General features: G+C 70.4%; 16 protein-coding genes. 3 read left to right on the top strand and 13 right to left on the bottom strand.

Translation table 11 applies throughout. The features are described from left to right. Window positions 1-269 precede the first annotated feature (269 nt). A complete protein-coding gene (locus tag ACWEF2_RS04980) occupies window positions 270-2,216 on the top strand; it encodes a Xaa-Pro dipeptidyl-peptidase (protein WP_453812010.1) in 1,947 nt (648 codons plus the stop codon). 43 nt (window positions 2,217-2,259) lie between these two features. Here the strand turns inward: ACWEF2_RS04980 and ACWEF2_RS04985 are convergent, their stop codons facing one another. The 4 genes from ACWEF2_RS04985 to ACWEF2_RS05000 form a co-directional block, all read right to left on the bottom strand. Beyond that, complete coding sequence (locus tag ACWEF2_RS04985) at window positions 2,260-2,787, bottom strand: GNAT family N-acetyltransferase (protein WP_453812012.1); 528 nt, start codon at window positions 2,785-2,787, stop codon at window positions 2,260-2,262. A gap of 190 nt (window positions 2,788-2,977) precedes the next feature. Then, complete coding sequence (locus ACWEF2_RS04990) at window positions 2,978-3,223, bottom strand: DUF397 domain-containing protein (RefSeq protein WP_453812014.1); 246 nt, start codon at window positions 3,221-3,223, stop codon at window positions 2,978-2,980. A 359-nt stretch (window positions 3,224-3,582) separates the two neighbouring features. Beyond that, window positions 3,583-4,086, bottom strand: a complete 504-nt coding sequence (gene purE, locus ACWEF2_RS04995) for a 5-(carboxyamino)imidazole ribonucleotide mutase (protein ID WP_453812016.1) — start codon at window positions 4,084-4,086, stop codon at window positions 3,583-3,585. Between the two features lie 108 nt (window positions 4,087-4,194). Further along, a complete protein-coding gene (locus ACWEF2_RS05000) occupies window positions 4,195-5,352 on the bottom strand; it encodes a 5-(carboxyamino)imidazole ribonucleotide synthase (protein WP_453812018.1) in 1,158 nt (385 codons plus the stop codon). A gap of 429 nt (window positions 5,353-5,781) precedes the next feature. Here ACWEF2_RS05000 and ACWEF2_RS05005 point away from each other — a divergent pair, with 429 nt between their 5' ends. Beyond that, window positions 5,782-6,261, top strand: coding sequence for a GtrA family protein (locus tag ACWEF2_RS05005; RefSeq protein WP_453812019.1), 480 nt, complete (start codon window positions 5,782-5,784; stop codon window positions 6,259-6,261). On the opposite strand, the gene ACWEF2_RS05010 is transcribed toward ACWEF2_RS05005, so the two are convergent. The 8 genes from ACWEF2_RS05010 to ACWEF2_RS05045 all read right to left on the bottom strand — a co-directional run bounded on the left by ACWEF2_RS05010 (window position 6,245) and on the right by ACWEF2_RS05045 (window position 12,484). Beyond that, entirely contained in the window at window positions 6,245-7,522 is a 1,278-nt protein-coding gene (locus ACWEF2_RS05010; protein ID WP_453812022.1) for an ATP-binding protein, read from the bottom strand. The genes ACWEF2_RS05005 and ACWEF2_RS05010 overlap by 17 nt on opposite strands. A gap of 3 nt (window positions 7,523-7,525) precedes the next feature. After that, on the bottom strand, window positions 7,526-8,194 hold the full coding sequence (locus ACWEF2_RS05015) for a response regulator transcription factor (RefSeq protein WP_012888073.1): 669 nt from the start codon (window positions 8,192-8,194) through the stop codon (window positions 7,526-7,528). Between the two features lie 259 nt (window positions 8,195-8,453). Next, window positions 8,454-8,936, bottom strand: a complete 483-nt coding sequence (bfr, locus tag ACWEF2_RS05020; protein WP_453812023.1) for a bacterioferritin — start codon at window positions 8,934-8,936, stop codon at window positions 8,454-8,456. 15 nt (window positions 8,937-8,951) lie between these two features. After that, window positions 8,952-9,131: a (2Fe-2S)-binding protein gene (locus tag ACWEF2_RS05025; RefSeq protein WP_453812025.1), complete on the bottom strand. Its 180-nt coding sequence runs from the start codon at window positions 9,129-9,131 to the stop codon at window positions 8,952-8,954. Window positions 9,132-9,293: 162 nt separating this feature from the next. Continuing rightward, entirely contained in the window at window positions 9,294-9,911 is a 618-nt protein-coding gene (locus tag ACWEF2_RS05030; protein ID WP_453812027.1) for an MBL fold metallo-hydrolase, read from the bottom strand. Continuing rightward, entirely contained in the window at window positions 9,908-10,993 is a 1,086-nt protein-coding gene (locus ACWEF2_RS05035) for an S-(hydroxymethyl)mycothiol dehydrogenase (RefSeq protein WP_453812029.1), read from the bottom strand. The genes ACWEF2_RS05030 and ACWEF2_RS05035 overlap by 4 nt, the downstream gene beginning before the upstream one ends. 132 nt (window positions 10,994-11,125) lie before the next feature. After that, complete coding sequence (locus ACWEF2_RS05040; RefSeq protein WP_355591771.1) at window positions 11,126-11,626, bottom strand: PH domain-containing protein; 501 nt, start codon at window positions 11,624-11,626, stop codon at window positions 11,126-11,128. A 33-nt stretch (window positions 11,627-11,659) separates the two neighbouring features. Next, a complete protein-coding gene (locus ACWEF2_RS05045; RefSeq protein ID WP_453812031.1) occupies window positions 11,660-12,484 on the bottom strand; it encodes a biotin--[acetyl-CoA-carboxylase] ligase in 825 nt (274 codons plus the stop codon). 111 nt (window positions 12,485-12,595) lie between these two features. On the opposite strand from ACWEF2_RS05045, the gene fdhD reads away from it, so the two are divergent. Further along, a complete protein-coding gene (gene fdhD / locus ACWEF2_RS05050; protein WP_453812033.1) occupies window positions 12,596-13,540 on the top strand; it encodes a formate dehydrogenase accessory sulfurtransferase FdhD in 945 nt (314 codons plus the stop codon). Here the strand turns inward: fdhD and ACWEF2_RS05055 are convergent, their stop codons facing one another. Further along, the gene (locus tag ACWEF2_RS05055; RefSeq protein ID WP_453812034.1) at window positions 13,541-16,180 is read right to left on the bottom strand and encodes a phosphoenolpyruvate carboxylase; all 2,640 of its coding nucleotides are present in this window, start codon (window positions 16,178-16,180) and stop codon (window positions 13,541-13,543) included. It abuts the gene before it with no gap. Window positions 16,181-16,230 lie beyond the last annotated feature (50 nt).

The raw sequence follows: 16,230 nt of genomic DNA on the forward strand, positions 1-16,230 counted from the left end.
CAGCCCACGTCACCGCCGACTTTGCCCTCAGCGAGACGACGACACCGCGCCAGAGAACAGACCGGCGAGGAGAACGACATGTTTTTCACCTATCACGGAGCGTGACATCTCGTCTGGGCGATACCAGCTCGACACCGCCCCTCCGGGCGACTCCCACCACTTCCTTCCGAATCCGCCCCTTGTTCCCGTCATGTCACGTAGCAGAACCAGGGTGATGTCGAACCCATAACGGGATCTTGTCGACATACGGACATCAACGGAGATTGCGGATGTTTCCCTCTGTCTGGAGGCTCCGCGTGCCACCGCTCCGAGCAGTCCTCATCACCATGGCCGTCGTCGCACTGGGCACCACCCCGGCCCACGCGACCGCCGCCCCCTCCATCACCGTCGAACGGGGACGGACCCAACCGGTCTTCTCCTACACCGACGCCGTCCGCGAGCACGTCTACGTCGAGTCGAGCGTCGACAGCGACTCCGACGGGAGACCCGACCGGGTCCGCGTCGACATCATCCGGCCCAGGGAGTCGGGCCCCGGGCTCCGAGTCCCGGTGATCGTCGACGAGAGCCCGTACTATGACAACTCCGGCCGGGGCAACGAGGCCGAACGCAAGGTCTACGACTCCGCCGGAAACGCGGTGAAGTTCCCGCTGTTCTACGACAACTACTTCGTGCCACGCGGTTACGCCGTCCTCAACGTCGACATGATCGGCACCACCAAGTCCGACGGCTGCCCCGACGGCGGCGGGCGGGCCGACGTGCTGGGCGGCAAGGCCGTCGTCGACTGGCTGAACGGCCGCGCCACCGCCTACCGCGCCGACGGCACCCCGGCGGTGGCCGACTGGACCACCGGCAAGACCGCGATGATCGGCAAGTCCTACGACGGGACGCTGGCCAACGCCGTCGCGGCCACCGGCGTCGAGGGGCTGGAGACGATCGTCCCCATCTCGGCGATCAGCTCCTGGTACAGGTACCAGCGCTCCAACGGCGTGATCTACAACTACGACTACATGTCATGGCTGGCGAAGTACGTGGACACCGACCCGGCGGCCAAGTGCGCCGCCGTACGGGCGGGCATGGACGCCGAGGACGGTGACGACACCGGCGACTACAACGCCTTCTGGGCCGGTCGCGACTATCTCACCGGCACCCTGGCCAACGCCTCCAGGGTGCGTGCCGCCGTCTTCGCCGTGCACACGGTCAACGACCTCAACGTCAAGCCGGACAACTTCTCCACCTGGTGGCGGGCTCTGGCCGACAGGAACGTGCCCCGCAAGATCTGGGTCGGGCAGTACCAGCACGTGGACCCCTTCGACTTCGAGGGGCGCCGCGACCTCTGGGTCGACACGCTGCACCGCTGGTTCGACCGCTGGCTGCTCGGCGTGGAGAACGACGTCATGCGGGAGCCCCGCGCCGACGTGCAGACCGCCCCCGATCACTGGATCACCCAGCGCGACTGGCCGGCACCGCTCACCCCGAAGGTCCCCCTGCACCCCTCGGCCGACGGCTCACTCGGCCTCGCCCCGGCCGGGAGGGGGGAGACGGCCGTGTTCACCGACGTCCGCCAGTCCGAGGAGGCGATGGTGGCCGACGTCGGTACGGCCGGGCCGGGGAGGGTGGCCTTCACCACCGGCGCCCTGCCGCTGAACCTGCGCCTGTCCGGCACGCCCGTGGTGGACCTGCGCGTGGCGCTCGACCGGCCCACCTCGAACCTGACCGCGCTCCTCGTCGACTTCGGTGCCGACACCCGGGTCGACTGGCGGCGAGGCCAGGGCATCAGCACGCTCGCCGAGGAGAGCTGCCACGGCGAGAGTACGGCCTCCGACGACGCCTGCTACCGCAAAGTCGTCACCAACCTGGCCACCCGCCCGCTGGAGATCGTCTCCCGCGGCTGGATCGACGTGCGGAACCGCGAGTCGCTCAGCGAGCCCTCATCGCTGCCTCCGGGAACGTACGGCAGGGTCAGGTGGGAGACCCTGCCGCAGGACTACGTCTTCAAGAAGGGGCACCGGCTGGCCCTGGTGATCGCCGGCACCGACTCGACCTACAGCGACGAGGCCGCCACCGGCGCGAACGTCACCCTCGACCTGGCCGGAAGCACGGTACTGCTCCCGCTGGCGGGCGGCGCCCTCGGCAGCGGCGACCTGCCGAAGGACAAGAGCAGGTGGTACGGCCCGCGGCGACTGAACCTGCCGCCCCCGGAGAACCGGTTCTTCTGACCTTCCGCCCCACCTCCTCCTCCGGGGCGGCGGGTGAGCCGTCCTATGCCGCCCCGGTGAGATCAAGACGCCAGTCGTTGCACCGCATCGTGGTGCCCGGCGGATATTCGAAGTCGCATTCGGCGACGAGAACGAAGCCGAGCCTCCGGCAGATGGCGTTCGAGGCGGGGTTTCCGACGGAGGGAAACGCGTGAACGTATCGGTGTCTCCCCTCCGCCGCGGCACTCGCGACGGCGGCCTCACCGGCCGCCGTCGCGATGCCCCTGCCCTGAAACCCCGGCAGGATGCCCCAGCCCGTTTCATACACGGTCTCGTCGTGCCAGACGCGTTCCCAATATCCAATGCTGCCGACCGTTTCAAGCCCGGGAAGCAGGAGGACGGCGAACATCCGGGCAGCCCTCCCCTCGCCGCTCTCGACATATCTCCGGTGCCGGGCGAGGAGCCGCTCCTCGCTCTCCGGCCCTCCGAGATGCGTCATCATCTCCGGGACGTTCAGGCGGCGCAGCAGGTCGAAGTGGGGGTCTCCCCAGGGCTCAAGCCGTACCCCAGGGGTGTTCGCGCGCTCTGTCATCCGTCTCACTCCCGCCTCCGGCCAATCACCTTCGGGAACGCGCCGAGTCTGCCATGCGCCACCGACAATCGACTTCCCCGAATCGAGGGCGGGCCCGTCGAGGAGCCGGCGAACGCGGACTTCGCCTGGTGTGAGGGAGGAGGGAGAGGCCCGGCCGGGGCGGTCGGCGTCCTGGGCAGGGCCGTCCCGGTCAGTTGTCGAACTCGCCGAGTTTCACGCCGCCCACGAAGGCGTCCCACTCCGAGCGGGTGAAGAACAGCTTCGGCCCGTCGGGGTTTCTGGAGTCGCGCAGCACATAGAGGGAGCCGAGCCCGGCCTTGTGCCCCGCGTCCGGAGCGTCCGGGGCCTCCACCACGGCCACCTCGACACAGTTGCCGCCGCTGTCGTCGCCCAGGGACGCCTTGCGCCAGACGGCCTTGCTCAGATCTGCTTCCACGTCGTCATCACCTTCGCCATGAGATCGACGGTCGTCCGCACGGACAGGACCTCCGGGCGGATCGCTCCGTAACGCTTGCACGCCGCCGTCACGCCACAGGGACGGTCCGTGGTGCACCCTCCGATGACGGACTCCAGGAACACAGTATCGGGACCACCTCCGGCGGCCGCAACGACGGGGCGCCATGCGAGGCGGCCGGCACCTCCCGGGGAGTGACGGCCCCTCAGGAGAGTGACGGGGGTTGCGACGGAGTCCTCAGAGGGCGATGGGCGGCCCGGGAGGGCGCTGGAGACGGACTCAGGGGGGATGTGGGCGGGCTCAGAAGGTGATGGAGGCGGGCTCCGGAGGGTGGGGACGGCTCAGCCGGCGAGGCCGGCGGCCTCCGCCCGGAGCTTGGCCCCCTTGGCGTGGGCCTGCTCCTTCAGGGACACCTGGAAACGCTCCATCTTGGCCCTCAGGTCCTCGTCGGACGCGGCGAGGATCCGGACGGCCAGCAGGCCGGCGTTGCGGGCGCCGCCGACCGCGACGGTCGCGACCGGGACACCCGCGGGCATCTGGACGATCGAGAGCAGGGAGTCCATGCCGTCGAGATACTTCAGCGGCACCGGGACGCCGATCACCGGCAGGGGGGTCACCGAGGCGAGCATGCCGGGCAGGTGGGCGGCTCCCCCGGCCCCCGCGATGATCACTTTCAGGCCGCGCCCGGCCGCCTGCGCGCCGTAGGCGATCATCTCCTCGGGCATGCGGTGCGCGGAGACCACATCGGCCTCGAAGGCCACCCCGAACTCGGCCAGCGCCTCGGCCGCGAGCCGCATCACCGGCCAGTCGGAGTCGCTGCCCATGACGATGCCGACGGTGGTCATTCGCTCTCCTCGCGGTCTGCGGCCCACGGGCCGCGTTCACAGTGCTGCCGGGCTCTCAGCCGCCGGGCTCTCACGGGTGGACGCCCCCGGAGCCGCCCTTGGGGACGCTCACGTGTAGACGCCGTCGGAGAGGTAGGCGGCGGCGTGCCTGGCCCGGGCCCGGACCTCGTCCAGGTCGGTGCCGAGGGCGGTGACGTGGCCGATCTTACGGCCGGGCCGCACCTCCTTGCCGTAGAAGTGGACCTTGATCCCGGGGTCGTGGGCCATCACGTGCTCGTAACGGGAGAAGATGTCCTCCTCGTCGCCGCCCAGGAGGTTGGCCATCACCACGACGGGGGCCGACGGGGCGGGCGAGCCGAGGGGGAGGTCGAGCACGGCGCGCAGATGCTGCTCGAACTGGGAGGTGCGGGCGCCGTCGATGGTCCAGTGGCCGCTGTTGTGCGGGCGCATGGCCAGCTCGTTCACCATGAGCCCGGAGGCGGTGGCGAACATCTCCACGGCCAGCAGCCCGGTGACGCCCAGCTCGTGGGCGATCCGCAGGGCGATCCGCTGCGCCACCGCGGCCTGCTCGGGGTCGAGGCCGGGCGCGGGGGCGAGCACCTCGACGCAGATCCCGTCGCGCTGGACGGTCTCCACGACCGGATAGCTGACGCCCTGCCCGTGGGGCGACCTGGCGACCAGGACGGCCAGCTCACGCTCGAACGGCACGAACGCCTCGGCCATCAGCTGCACCCCGGTGGCCAGCACCTCGGCGGCCTCCCCGGCGGACCGGCAGACCCAGACGCCGCGCCCGTCGTAGCCGCCGCGCACGGCCTTGAGCACGACCGGCCAGCCGTTCTCCCCGGCGAACTCCTCGACGTCGGCCACCTCGGTGATCCGCCGCCACGGCGGGCAGGGGGCCCCGATCGCGGTCAGCCGCTCGCGCATCACGGCCTTGTCCTGGGCGTGCACCAGCGCGTCGGCCCCGGGGTGTACGGCGTAGCCGTCCCCGGCCAGCGCGTGGATGTGCTCGGTGAGCACGTGTTCGTGGTCGAAGGTGAGCGCGTCGCACCCCTTGGCGAAGTCGCGCAGGTCCGACAGGTCCCGGTAGTCGCCCAGCCGGACGTCGGCGACCACCCGGGCCGCGCTCTCGTCCGGGGAGTTGGCCAGCACCCGCAGCTCCACCCCGAGGGCGATCGCCGCCTGCTGGGTCATCCGGGCCAGCTGACCGGCTCCGATCATGCCGACGACGGGTCCGATGGGGCTGGAGGAGGAGGTGCTGTTCACGACGGTTGAGTTTACCGGCCCCCCGTACGGCGCCGACCGGCGGGCGAGGCCGGAGGAGATCTGGAGGGTGAGGTCGCTGGGAGGCGGGCGGAGCCGGCGGCGGGGTGGAATGCGAGATTCCTGGGAGGCGGGGACGGAAAGGTGAGATTCCTGGGAATCCGGTGGGCCGGGGGACTCCCGGGAATCCCCTGAAAAGGAGTAGCCTCAACCACCCGGATACACCGTCAGCATCAGACATTTCCGTAAATATCGCCAGCTGACGGGTATGCACAACATCTGGTCAACCCCCGCCCGGAACGGGCGGGTGGACCGGTAGCCTGGCAGAACAGTGCCCGAGGTCCCCCGAGTGGCGGATCGACAACCGACATCGACAACCGGCGTCGACGGCCGACGTCGACAGCCGCCCCCGGAAAGGACCGTGCAGGAGACGTGCAGTTTCTGCGACGCGCCTACCAGCAGCTCGCCGACCTGATCCACGAGCTGTCGAAGTTCGGGGTCGTCGGGGGGATCGCCTTCGTCATCGACACCGGCGGCTTCAACCTCCTCCACTACGGCCTGCACTGGGGCCCGCTGATCTCCAAGGTCGTCGCCACGGTGGTCGCGGCCACGTTCTCCTATCTGGGCAACCGCTACTGGACCTTCGGGCACCGCGAGCAGAGCGGGTTCGCCCGGGAGTACTTCCTGTTCTTCCTGCTCAACGGGATCGCGCTGCTGTTCGGGCTGCTCTGCATCGGCTTCACCAGCTACACCCTGGGGCTGACCGACCCGCTGAGCACCAACATCGCCAACCTGGTCGGCATCGGTCTGGGAACGCTCTTCCGCTTCTGGTCCTACAAGAAGTGGGTCTTCCTGGCGGCCACCGAGGACGTGCCGAGGGAGCTCCCCGGCGAGGTCACGCGGGCCCGCTGACCACCCGGTTCCTGCCGGTGTCGCCGACCTGCCGCAGGAAGAACGCGAAGGCCGCCGGGCGGGGCCGTACCAGCTCCAGCCGTCCGCCGTCGGCGGCGGCCAGGGCACGTGCCAGGGTCAGCCCCAGGCCGGTGCCGCCCGCCCCGCTCACGTTCCGCTCGAAGATCCGGTTGGCCAGCTCGTCGGAGACGCCCTGGCCCTCGTCCGTGACCTCGATCACGATGGATCTGTCCTTGTCGCTGGTGGTCACCTTGACGGTGCCGCCTCCGTGCTCCAGCGAGTTCTCCAGCAGGGTGGAGATCACCTGGCTGACGCCGCCGCTGGTGCCCAGCGCCTGAAGGCCGCGCGTGCCGGAGAGCTGCAGCCGCCGTCCCACCCGGCGGAACGCCGGCCCCCACTCGATGAACTGCTGGTCCAGCAGGTCGTCGAGGTCGACCACGTCGGTCTGGGAGTGCCGCTGGCGCCTGGCCGCGGCCAGCAGCTCGTCGATCACCGCGGTGAGCCGCTCGGCCTGCACGATGGCGGCCTCGCCCTCCTCCTTGACGATCCCGGGCTCGTGCGCGGCCGCCACGATCTCCTCAAGACGCATGGTCAGGCCGGTGAGCGGGGTCCGCAGCTGGTGCGAGGCGTCGGTGGCGAACTCCCGCTCCCTGGCCAGCAGGTCAGAGATGCGGGTCGCGCTGCGGTCCAGCACCTCGGCCACCCGGTCGAGCTCCTGGATGCCGTAGCGGTGCTTGCTCGGTCTGGCGTCACCGGAGCCGAGCCGCTCAGCGATCATCGCCAGGTCGCTGAGCGGGAGCGTCAGGCGGCGTGACTGCACGATGGCGAGCCCCACCGCCACCGCGAGCGCCGCCGCGGCGAGCGCCAGGATGAGCAGGAGCCATGCCCTGACCTCCCGCTCCACCTGGGTCTTGTCCCGGCTGACCGCGACGTACACGCCGTTCTCCGACTGGGCGTCCTCGGTCATCTTGCGACTCTCGGGGGGCTCGGTGCCCACCATCGTCACCTGGGGAGGAGTTCCCTTCGCATAGATCTGGATGTATCGGTCGGGATATTTACGTTTCAGCTGCTCCGGATCAACGGGCTGATCCTGAATCCGGGCATACTCCACCTCCCCCAGCAGGCCCTTGGCCTGGGAGGAGAGCTCCTGAGTCGCCTCTTCCTCGATCAGCCGGTTGACCGCCACGCCCAGGGGGATGCCCAGCAGCAGCACCCCGATGACCGCGACGAGCAGGGTCGAGGAGAGCAGGCGGCGGCGCATCCCCTACTCTCGTTCGAACCGGAAGCCGACCCCTCGTACCGTGGTGATGTATCGCGGCTTGGCGGCGTCGTCGCCCAGTTTGCGGCGGAGCCAGGAGATGTGCATGTCCAGCGTCTTGGTGGAGCCCCACCAGTTGGTGTCCCACACCTCGCGCATGATCTGCTCTCGGGTGACCACCTTTCCGGCGTCACGGACCAGGACCCGCAGCAGGTCGAACTCCTTGGTCGTCAGGTGCAGCTCCTTGTCGCCCATCCAGGCGCGACGGGAGTCCGCGTCGATGCGCACGCCCTGCACCACGGGTGTCTCGGACGTGCCGCGCCGTAGCAGCGCGCGCACCCGGGCCAGAAGCTCGGCCAGCCGGAACGGCTTGGTGACGTAGTCGTCGGCCCCGGCGTCGAGGCCGACGACGGTGTCCACCTCGTCGACGCGGGCGGTGAGTATGAGCACAGGCGTGCCGTGCCCTTCGGCACGTATGCGCCTGGCAACCTCCAGGCCATCCATCTCTGGCAGGCCCAGGTCAAGAACGATCAAGTCGATGCCACCCGACAGCGCCCGTTCCAGGGCCTGCGGGCCGTCGGGGCTCACCTCAACTTGATAACCCTCGCGGCGCAGTGCACGCGCCAGTGGTTCGGAGATCGAGGTGTCATCCTCGGCGAGAAGTACACAGGTCATGTTGCGATCGTAGGACCTTAAGGGATCGTTTCCCGGGTACAGCGCGCGGTTTGACTCGTCATTGACCTATCCATTGACCTGGGCAAACACTGATAAATCCCGGATAGTCGTCCCGCAACGGCTGAGGCGTACGCGGTACGGCTCCCGCCTCGGAAGTCCATGGAAACGACAGGCGTGCCAAGGAGCCCGGCGCCGCTCCATCACAAAACCAAACACGCCCGCCGTAAGGGACCCGGCGGGCGTGTTCGGACAAGTCAGCTCAAGATGCCGACGGCGGCTCGGCGTAACGGGCCAGATAGAGCTGCTCACCGAGACTGGTGATGAGCCCCAGCTCGGTCTCCAGATAGTCGATGTGGTGCTCCTCGTCCTCAAGGATCTCCTCGAAGAGACGCGCCGAGGTGGCATCGCCCTTCTCGCGCATCAGGATGATGGCGGGCTTGAGCCGGGCGACGACCTCCAGCTCGATGTCCAGGTCGGCGCGGAGCTGCTCCTGGACGGTCTGGCCGATGTGCAGCGTGCCAAGTTTCTGATAGTTGGGCAGGCCCTCAAGGAAAAGAATCCGGTCGGTCAGCTTCTCCGCGTGGCGCATCTCGTCCATGGACTCTTCGCGGGTGTACTTCGCGAGCCTGGTGTATCCCCAGTTCTCCTGCATCTTCGCGTGCAGGAAGTACTGGTTGATCGCGGTCAGCTCGGCCGTGAGCTGCTCGTTGAGCAGCTCGATGATCTTTTTGTCACCCTGCATGGCCGGCTCCCTGTGCTATGCGGTCGGCATCAATTCCTCAGACCGCTTCAGGATCGCACAGATCTTGCGCACGCAAGATGCGCAGTCGCCGCCGGCGCCGGTGGCGTCGCGGACCTGCCGGGCACTCCTCGCCCCCGCCGTGATGCAGTCGTGCACCTCGTTCTCGGTGACCGCGCTGCAGACGCACACGTACATGGCGGGGGAGACACCTTTCTCAACAGAGCACGCATAGGTAAGGCACACCTAACGTAACCCATCGAGTTAGGTCTGCCTATGTGATATGAGTCACACAGGCGTCCGCTCCCCCGCCATCCCGCCTACCGTCTCACCTGCCGTCCCGCCGTGACGGGACGACGATCAGTGTCCTCTGTCCAGCCACTCCTGAAGGTGCGGGGCCTCGGCGCCGATGGTGGTCGAGTCGCCGTGCCCGGTGTGCACCACCGTCTGCTCCGGCAGGGTCAGCAGCCGCGTCCGGATCGACTCGACGATGGTGTCGAAGGAGGAGAAGGACCTGCCTGTGGCGCCCGGACCGCCCTTGAACAGGGTGTCCCCGGTGAAGACCGCGCCGAGGCCGGGGGCGTGCAGGCAGACGGCGCCGGGCGCGTGGCCCGGCGTGTGCAGCACGGTCAGCTCCACTCCGCCGGCCGAGAGCACCTCGCCGTCCCGCAACGGGGTGTACGGCAGGTCGGGGTAGACCATCTCCCACAGGACCTGGTCGGCCGGGTGGAGCAGGATCGGCGCGCCCACCAGGGCGGCCAGGTCTGCCGCCGCGTTGATGTGGTCGTTGTGCGCGTGGGTGCAGACGATCGCCTTGACCTCCCGGTCGCCGACCCGCGCGGCGATGGCCTCGGCGTCGTGCGCCGCGTCGACGACGACGACCTCACTGCCGGAGCCGACCAGCCAGACGTTGTTGTCGACGTCCCACGTCCCGCCGTCCAGCGAGAACGTTCCCGAGGTGACGACGCGGTCGATCACAGGACCACCACCGAGCGGAGGACCTCGCCGCGCTTCATCTTGGCGAACGCCTCTTCGACGTCGCCGAGGCCGATCGTCTCGGAGACGAAGCCGTCCAGGTTCAGCCGCCCCTGGAGGTAGAGGTCGATGAGCATGGGGAAGTCGCGGCTGGGCAGGCAGTCGCCGTACCAGGAGGACTTCAGCGCCCCGCCCCGGCCGAAGACGTCCAGCAGCGGCAGCTCCAGCGTCATCTCCGGCGTGGGCACGCCCACCAGGACCACGGTTCCGGCCAGGTCGCGGGCGTAGAACGCCTGTTTGTAGGTCTCCGGGCGGCCGACGGCCTCGATCACCACGTCCGCGCCGTTGCCGCCGGTGATCTCCCGGATCGCCTCCACCGGGTCGGTGTCGCGGGAGTTGACCGTGTGGGTGGCGCCGAACTCCTTGGCCCAGGCGAGCTTGCGGTCGTCCACGTCCACCGCGATGACCTTCGTGGCGCCGGCCAGCCAGGCGCCGTGGACGGCCGCGCCGCCCACACCGCCGCAGCCGATGACCGCCACGCTGTCGCCCCGGGTCACACCGCCGGTGTTGATGGCCGCGCCGACGCCGGCCATCACCCCGCAGCCCAGCAGGCCGGCCACGGTCGCCGGGGCCGCCGGGTCCACCTTGGTGCACTGGCCCGCCGCGACCAGGGTCTTCTCCACGAAGGCGCCGATGCCCAGCGCCGGGCTGAGCGGGGTGCCGTCCTCCAGCGTCATCCGCTGGGTGGCGTTGTGGGTGTTGAAGCAGTACCACGGACGGCCTCGGCGGCAGGCGCGGCACTCGCCACAGACCGCCCGCCAGTTCAGGATCACGTAGTCGCCGGGGGCCACCTCGGTGACGCCCTCGCCGACGGCCTCGACCACCCCGGCGGCCTCGTGACCGAGCAGGAACGGGAAGTCGTCGTTGATCCCGCCCTCCAGGTAGTGCAGGTCGGTGTGGCAGACGCCACACGCCTGGATGTTCACCACCGCCTCCCCGGGGCCCGGGTCCGGAACGCGGATCGTCTCCAGGGAGACGGGGCCTCCCTTGCCACGCGCGACCACGCCTTGCACGGTGTACGGCATATCTCCTGCACCTCATCTTCGAACTTGGTTACCGGGTTGGACGGCTGCTCGTCCGACGCGCCCCCGCGCCAATCCTTTCAGGCCCGGTGCGGTGCCCCGTGGCCCGGACCACCCGAACCCTCCCGGGGGCTCCTACGGCTCCCCGTCGGTCGCGTCGTCGAGGGCTCGGAACAGCTCGGCCCGCACGTCCTGGATGCGGGGAATGTCGCGCAGCGTGATGTGCCCCTGCTCCCCGGCCGACTCGACGTTGAGCGTGCCGCTGCCGAACATCCGCTCCAGCAGGGTCTGGTCCGCGCTGACCGTGTTGACCTTGCTCATCGGGATGTCGTCGTTGGACTTGTTCAGCACGCCCGTGCTGATCGTGAGCCGGTGCGAGGTGAGCACGTAGGAGGTGTTCCTCCACCGCAGGTACGGCACGAACGACCACACGGTCAGCAGTCCGACGGCGATGACCGCGACCGCGATCCGGGCGTAGGAGTCGTAGGCGAAGGCGGGCATGAAGAGGATCGCGGCACTCGACCCGGCGATGATGACGACCAGGGCGAGGGACGGGACGACGAGGCGCTTCCAGTGCGGGTGGAACGCGCGAATGCGCTGTTCCCCCTCTGTCAGGTGGTGATCGGGGAGACCCATGGGGCAAATCGTGGCATGCCCAGACGCTCTACGTCATGAGGCGTGCGGGCGAACATGCACGACGTCGCCCGCGCTCAGCGTGTGCGACCGCCCCTTGGACTCCACCAGCAGGTGGCCGGAGTCGTCGATGCCGGTGGCCGACCCGGTGAGCACCCGCTCGCCCGGCAGCTCCACCCGGACCTCGCGGCCGATCGTCGCGCTGACCCCCAGGTAGGCGGCCCTGAGCCCGCACGCGTCGGCGTCGCCGTCCGCCTGGGACCACTCGCGGTAGTGGGTCTCGATCTCCCGCAGCACCGCCCGCAGCAGCGGATCGCGGTCGACGCAGGAGGCGTTCTCCAGGGCCAGCGAGGTGGCCGTCCCCACCGGCAGCTCGTCGGCGCGGACGCTCACGTTGAGCCCGACGCCCACGATGACCGCGCTGTCGATCCGCTCGGCGAGCACCCCGGCGAGCTTGCGCTCCCCGACCAGCAGGTCGTTGGGCCATTTCAGCCGGGCGTCCACCTCGGCGACCTTGCGCACGGCCGAGACCGCGGCCAGACCGACGAGCAGCGGCAGCCAGCCCTGCCTGCCGGGCGGCGGCTCAGGCCGCAGGAGCACCGAGAACATCAGGCCGGAGCGGGGCGGGGCGCTCCAGGTGCGGCCGAGCCTGCCACGGCCGGCGAACTGCGCCTCGGCGACGGCCACGGCCCCCTGCCGGGCGCCGTCGCGCGCGGCCTGCGCGAGGTCGGCGTTGGTCGAGCCTGTTCGGCCGACAACGGTGATGCCCGACCACAGGCCGCCGGGGCGGACCAGGGCACGGGTGAGGGCCGCCTCGGAGAGCGGCGGGCGGTCGAGATCGGTGAAGGGCGAGTCGAGCACTTGGCCATCTTCCCGCCCCCGGCGACCCCCTGTTACCGAATTACGGCATTGAGCAGGGAATACTGTTAAGGGCAAGTGACACAAGGGGCAAAATCGGGCTATAGGCCCGATATGCCGGAGAAGGGGGACGGAGACGTGGTCAGGGGCCTCGACCCGCGTGACCCGGCCGGAGGGCGGCCCGCCGGGCCGGTGGGGCGTCGTACGGCGGAGCGGACGGTGGAGCGTCCCGGCCCGAGCACCGTGACCCGGATCCGGGAGGTGCGGGGCGGGATCGCGCGGGACCGCCGTGACGACCTGGCCACCGAGGAGCCGATGGAGATCCGGATCGCCTCCGGTGAGACCCGCCGTACGCTCGCGATCACCATGCGGACCCCCGGCGCGGACTTCGAGCTCGCCGCCGGGTTCCTGCACGGCGAGGGGGTGACCTCCCCCGGCGAGATCACGTCCATCGCCTACTGCACCGACGACGACGTGGCCCCCGAGGCCCGCTACAACACGGTGACGGTACGGCTGCGCGGCCCCCTGCCCGACCTGCCGTCCCTGGAGCGGCACTTCGTGACGTCGAGCGCCTGCGGCGTCTGCGGCACCGCCGGCCTCGACGCGCTGCGCGACCGCTGCGCCCCGCTCTCCCCCCTGCCACAGGACCTGCGGGTCTCCCCCGAGACCCTGTACGGCCTGCCGCACCGGCTGCGGGAGGCCCAGGGCGTCTTCGGCAGGACCGGGGGCCTGCACGCGGCCGGGCTGTTCACCCCGGACGGCGACCTGGTGGTGCTCCGCGAGGACGTGGGGCGGCACAACGCGGTGGACAAACTCGTCGGCTGGGCCTCGCTGAACGGCCGGCTGCCGCTGGAGGCGCACCTGCTGATGGTCAGCGGCAGGACCAGCTACGAGATCATGCAGAAGGCCCTCGCCGCGGGCCTGCCGATCGTCTGCGCGGTCTCCGCGCCCTCCTCCCTGGCCGTCCAGCTGGCCAGGGAGTTCGGGATGACGCTGGTCGGCTTCCTCCGCGAGGAGCGCTTCAACCTCTACTCCGGCGCGGAGCGGGTCACCACGTGATCAGCCGGTGTTCTGCAGTCCGGCGGCGACGCCGTTGACCGAGAGCAGCAGCAGGGTGGACAGGCGCTCGCGCTCGTGCTCCGACAGCTCCTCCTCCGAGCGCAGGGTGGACAGGGCGCGGAGCTGGAGGTGGGAGAGCGCGTCCACGTAGGGGTCGCGGAGCTGGACCGCGCGGGAGAGCACCCTGCGGCTCTCCAGCAGCCGGGTGTGGCCGGTGACCTCCAGGACCAGGCGGCGGGTGAGGTCGTACTCCCGCAGGAGCCGCCCGGCGAAGTCGTCCCGGCCGCCCAGCGCGAGATAGCGGGCGGCGATGTCCCTGTCGGTCTTGGCCAGCGACATCTCCACGTTGTCCAGCAGCGAGGCGAAGAGCGGCCACTCGCGGTAGGCGGCGCGCAGCTCGTCCAGGCCGGACTCGGAGGCGACCGCCTCCAGGCCGCTGCCCAGGCCGTACCAGCCGGGCAGGTTGATCCGGGTCTGGGCCCAGGCGAACACCCACGGGATGGCCCGCAGGTCGTCCAGGGAGCGGGGCGCGCCGAGGCCGCGCCTGGCCGGCCGGGAACCCAGGCGGAGTGAGCCGATCTCCTCCAGCGGGCTGACCAGGGAGAACCACTCGGGGAAGCCCGGCGCCTCGGTCAGCGACCTGTAGGACCTCTCCGAGGCGGAGGCGACCTGCCTGGCCATGGCTCGGAAGCGTCCCGCGGCCTCGGCCGTCCGGGCCTCGACGGTCGGGGTGGAGGCCAGCAGCACCGCCGAGGTGATCTGTTCCATGTGGCGGCGGGCGATGGCGGCGTGGCCGTAGCGGGCGAAGATGACCTCGCCCTGCTCGGTGACCTTGAACCTGCCGCCCACCGAGCCCGGCGCCTGGGCGAGCACGGCCCGGTTCGCCGGGCCGCCGCCCCGGCCCAGGGCGCCACCCCGGCCGTGGAACAGGGTCAGCCGTACGTCGTGCTCGGCGGCCCAGGCGGTCAGCGCCTCCTGCGCCTCGTACAGCTTCAGGGTCGCGGCGGTCGGCCCGAGCTCCTTCGCGGAGTCGGAGTAGCCGAGCATGACCTCCAGGCGGCGGCCTCCCGTGGCCAGCCGGCGCTGGATGCCGGGGATCTCCAGCATCCCGGTCAGCACGGCGGGCGCGTTGGCCAGGTCGGCCCCCGACTCGAACAGCGGGACCACGTCGAGCAGGGGGGCCCGGTCGCCGAGCGCGTGCTCGGCCAGCGAGTAGACCGCGGCGACGTCGTCGGCGGAACGGGTGAAGGAGACGACGTAGCGGGAGCAGGCGTCCACACCGAACCGCTCCTGGATCCAGGCGATCGTCCGGATGGTGGCCAGGACCTCGTCGGTGCGCTCGGAGGACCGCCCGGCGGCGAGCTCGGCCAGCGCCTCGGCGTGGACCTGCGAGTGCTGGCGCACCTCCAGCTCGGCCAGGTGGAAGCCGAACGTCTCCACCTGCCAGATGAGGTGCTGCAGTTCGCCGTAGGCCTGCCGGGGAGCCTTGCCCGCGACCAGCGACGCCTGGGCGATCCGCAGGTCGGCCAGGAGCTCGCCGGGCGAGCGGTAGGCCAGGTCGAGTCCGCGCTGCCGGGTGGCGCCGATCCGGGCGGCGACGAAGAGCAGCCACTGCCGGTGCGGCTCCTGGGGGGAGCGGGTGGCCAGCTCCGCGACCAGCTCGGGGTGGTCGTTCTCCGCCGCGGCGAGCGCGGCCCGGAGCCCCGTGGAGGCCGGGGTGTAGGTGGACGTCAGGGTGAGAGTCCTGCCGACCCCGAGCGTGGCGTTCTCCAGCGCGGTCAGCACGTGCTCCGACTGGATGAGCACGGCGTCCCTGGTCACCTTGGCGGTGACGTTGGGGTTGCCGTCGCGGTCGCCGCCGATCCAGCTGCCGTAGCGGATGAAGGCGCGGGCCAGCGGCTCACGGGTGCCGGTGCCCTCGCCGAGCGAGGCGTCCAGCGAGCGGTAGATCAGCGGCACCACGCGGAAGAGCGTCTCGTCGAACGCGGCCATGGCGGTGCGGACCTCGTCCAGCGGGTTGAGCTTGGTGGACCTGAGCTGGGAGGTGCGCCAGAGCAGGTCGATCTCCTCCAGCAGCCGCCGCCGCGTCTCGGCCCGCTCCGCGGCGCCCCGCTCGGGGCTGTTGTAGGCGGCGAGCCGGCCGCTGATCCGCTGGATCGCGGTGACCACGGCGCGCCTGCGGGCCTCGGTCGGGTGCGCGGTCAGCACCGGGTGCAGCCTGAGCCCGTCCACCAGCTCGGCGACGCGCTCGCCGCCCAGCTCCTGCACGACCTGCGCCAGCGAGTCCGGCAGCGGTTCCTCGCCGGTGTCGCGGACCTGGAGCGTGCGGATCCTGAAGTGCTCCTCGGCGAGGTTGGCCAGGTGGAAGTAGCAGGTGAACGCACGGGCGATCTGCACCGCGCGGTTGATGGGCCACCCGGCGACCATCGCGGTGATCTCGTCGCCCGAGACCTCCCCGCGACGGGCCGCGATGACGGCTTTGCGGAGGCGTTCGACATCGGCGAGCAGGTCGTCACCGCCGTGCTCGGCGACCACCTGCCCCAGAAGCCCGCCGAGCAGCCGCACGTCCGCGCGGAGCTCGTCGGGCATCTCGGTGACAGCGGATGAACGCTCTGCCTGGTTGTTCGCGATGGCAGACATATTCGTCAGCGTAACCAGTCCGCTTTTCCGGACGGCGACCGGTCTCACCT

This window comes from Streptosporangium sp. NPDC004631 (genome assembly GCF_053601935.1).

Bases quoted from the DNA above. Each gene is read 5' to 3' on its own strand.
- ACWEF2_RS05015 (WP_012888073.1), bottom strand. From the start codon at position 8,194: ATGACCTGTGTACTTCTCGCCGAGGATGACACCTCGATCTCCGAACCA.
- ACWEF2_RS05010 (WP_453812022.1), bottom strand. From the start codon at position 7,522: ATGCGCCGCCGCCTGCTCTCCTCGACCCTGCTCGTCGCGGTCATCGGG.
- purE (WP_453812016.1), bottom strand. From the start codon at position 4,086: ATGACCACCGTCGGCATCGTCATGGGCAGCGACTCCGACTGGCCGGTG.
- ACWEF2_RS05055 (WP_453812034.1), bottom strand. From the start codon at position 16,180: ATGTCTGCCATCGCGAACAACCAGGCAGAGCGTTCATCCGCTGTCACC.
- ACWEF2_RS05040 (WP_355591771.1), bottom strand. From the start codon at position 11,626: ATGGGTCTCCCCGATCACCACCTGACAGAGGGGGAACAGCGCATTCGC.
- ACWEF2_RS05025 (WP_453812025.1), bottom strand. From the start codon at position 9,131: ATGTACGTGTGCGTCTGCAGCGCGGTCACCGAGAACGAGGTGCACGAC.
- ACWEF2_RS04980 (WP_453812010.1), top strand. From the start codon at position 270: ATGTTTCCCTCTGTCTGGAGGCTCCGCGTGCCACCGCTCCGAGCAGTC.
- ACWEF2_RS05035 (WP_453812029.1), bottom strand. From the start codon at position 10,993: ATGCCGTACACCGTGCAAGGCGTGGTCGCGCGTGGCAAGGGAGGCCCC.
- ACWEF2_RS04985 (WP_453812012.1), bottom strand. From the start codon at position 2,787: ATGACAGAGCGCGCGAACACCCCTGGGGTACGGCTTGAGCCCTGGGGA.
- bfr (WP_453812023.1), bottom strand. From the start codon at position 8,936: ATGCAGGGTGACAAAAAGATCATCGAGCTGCTCAACGAGCAGCTCACG.
- fdhD (WP_453812033.1), top strand. From the start codon at position 12,596: ATGCCGGAGAAGGGGGACGGAGACGTGGTCAGGGGCCTCGACCCGCGT.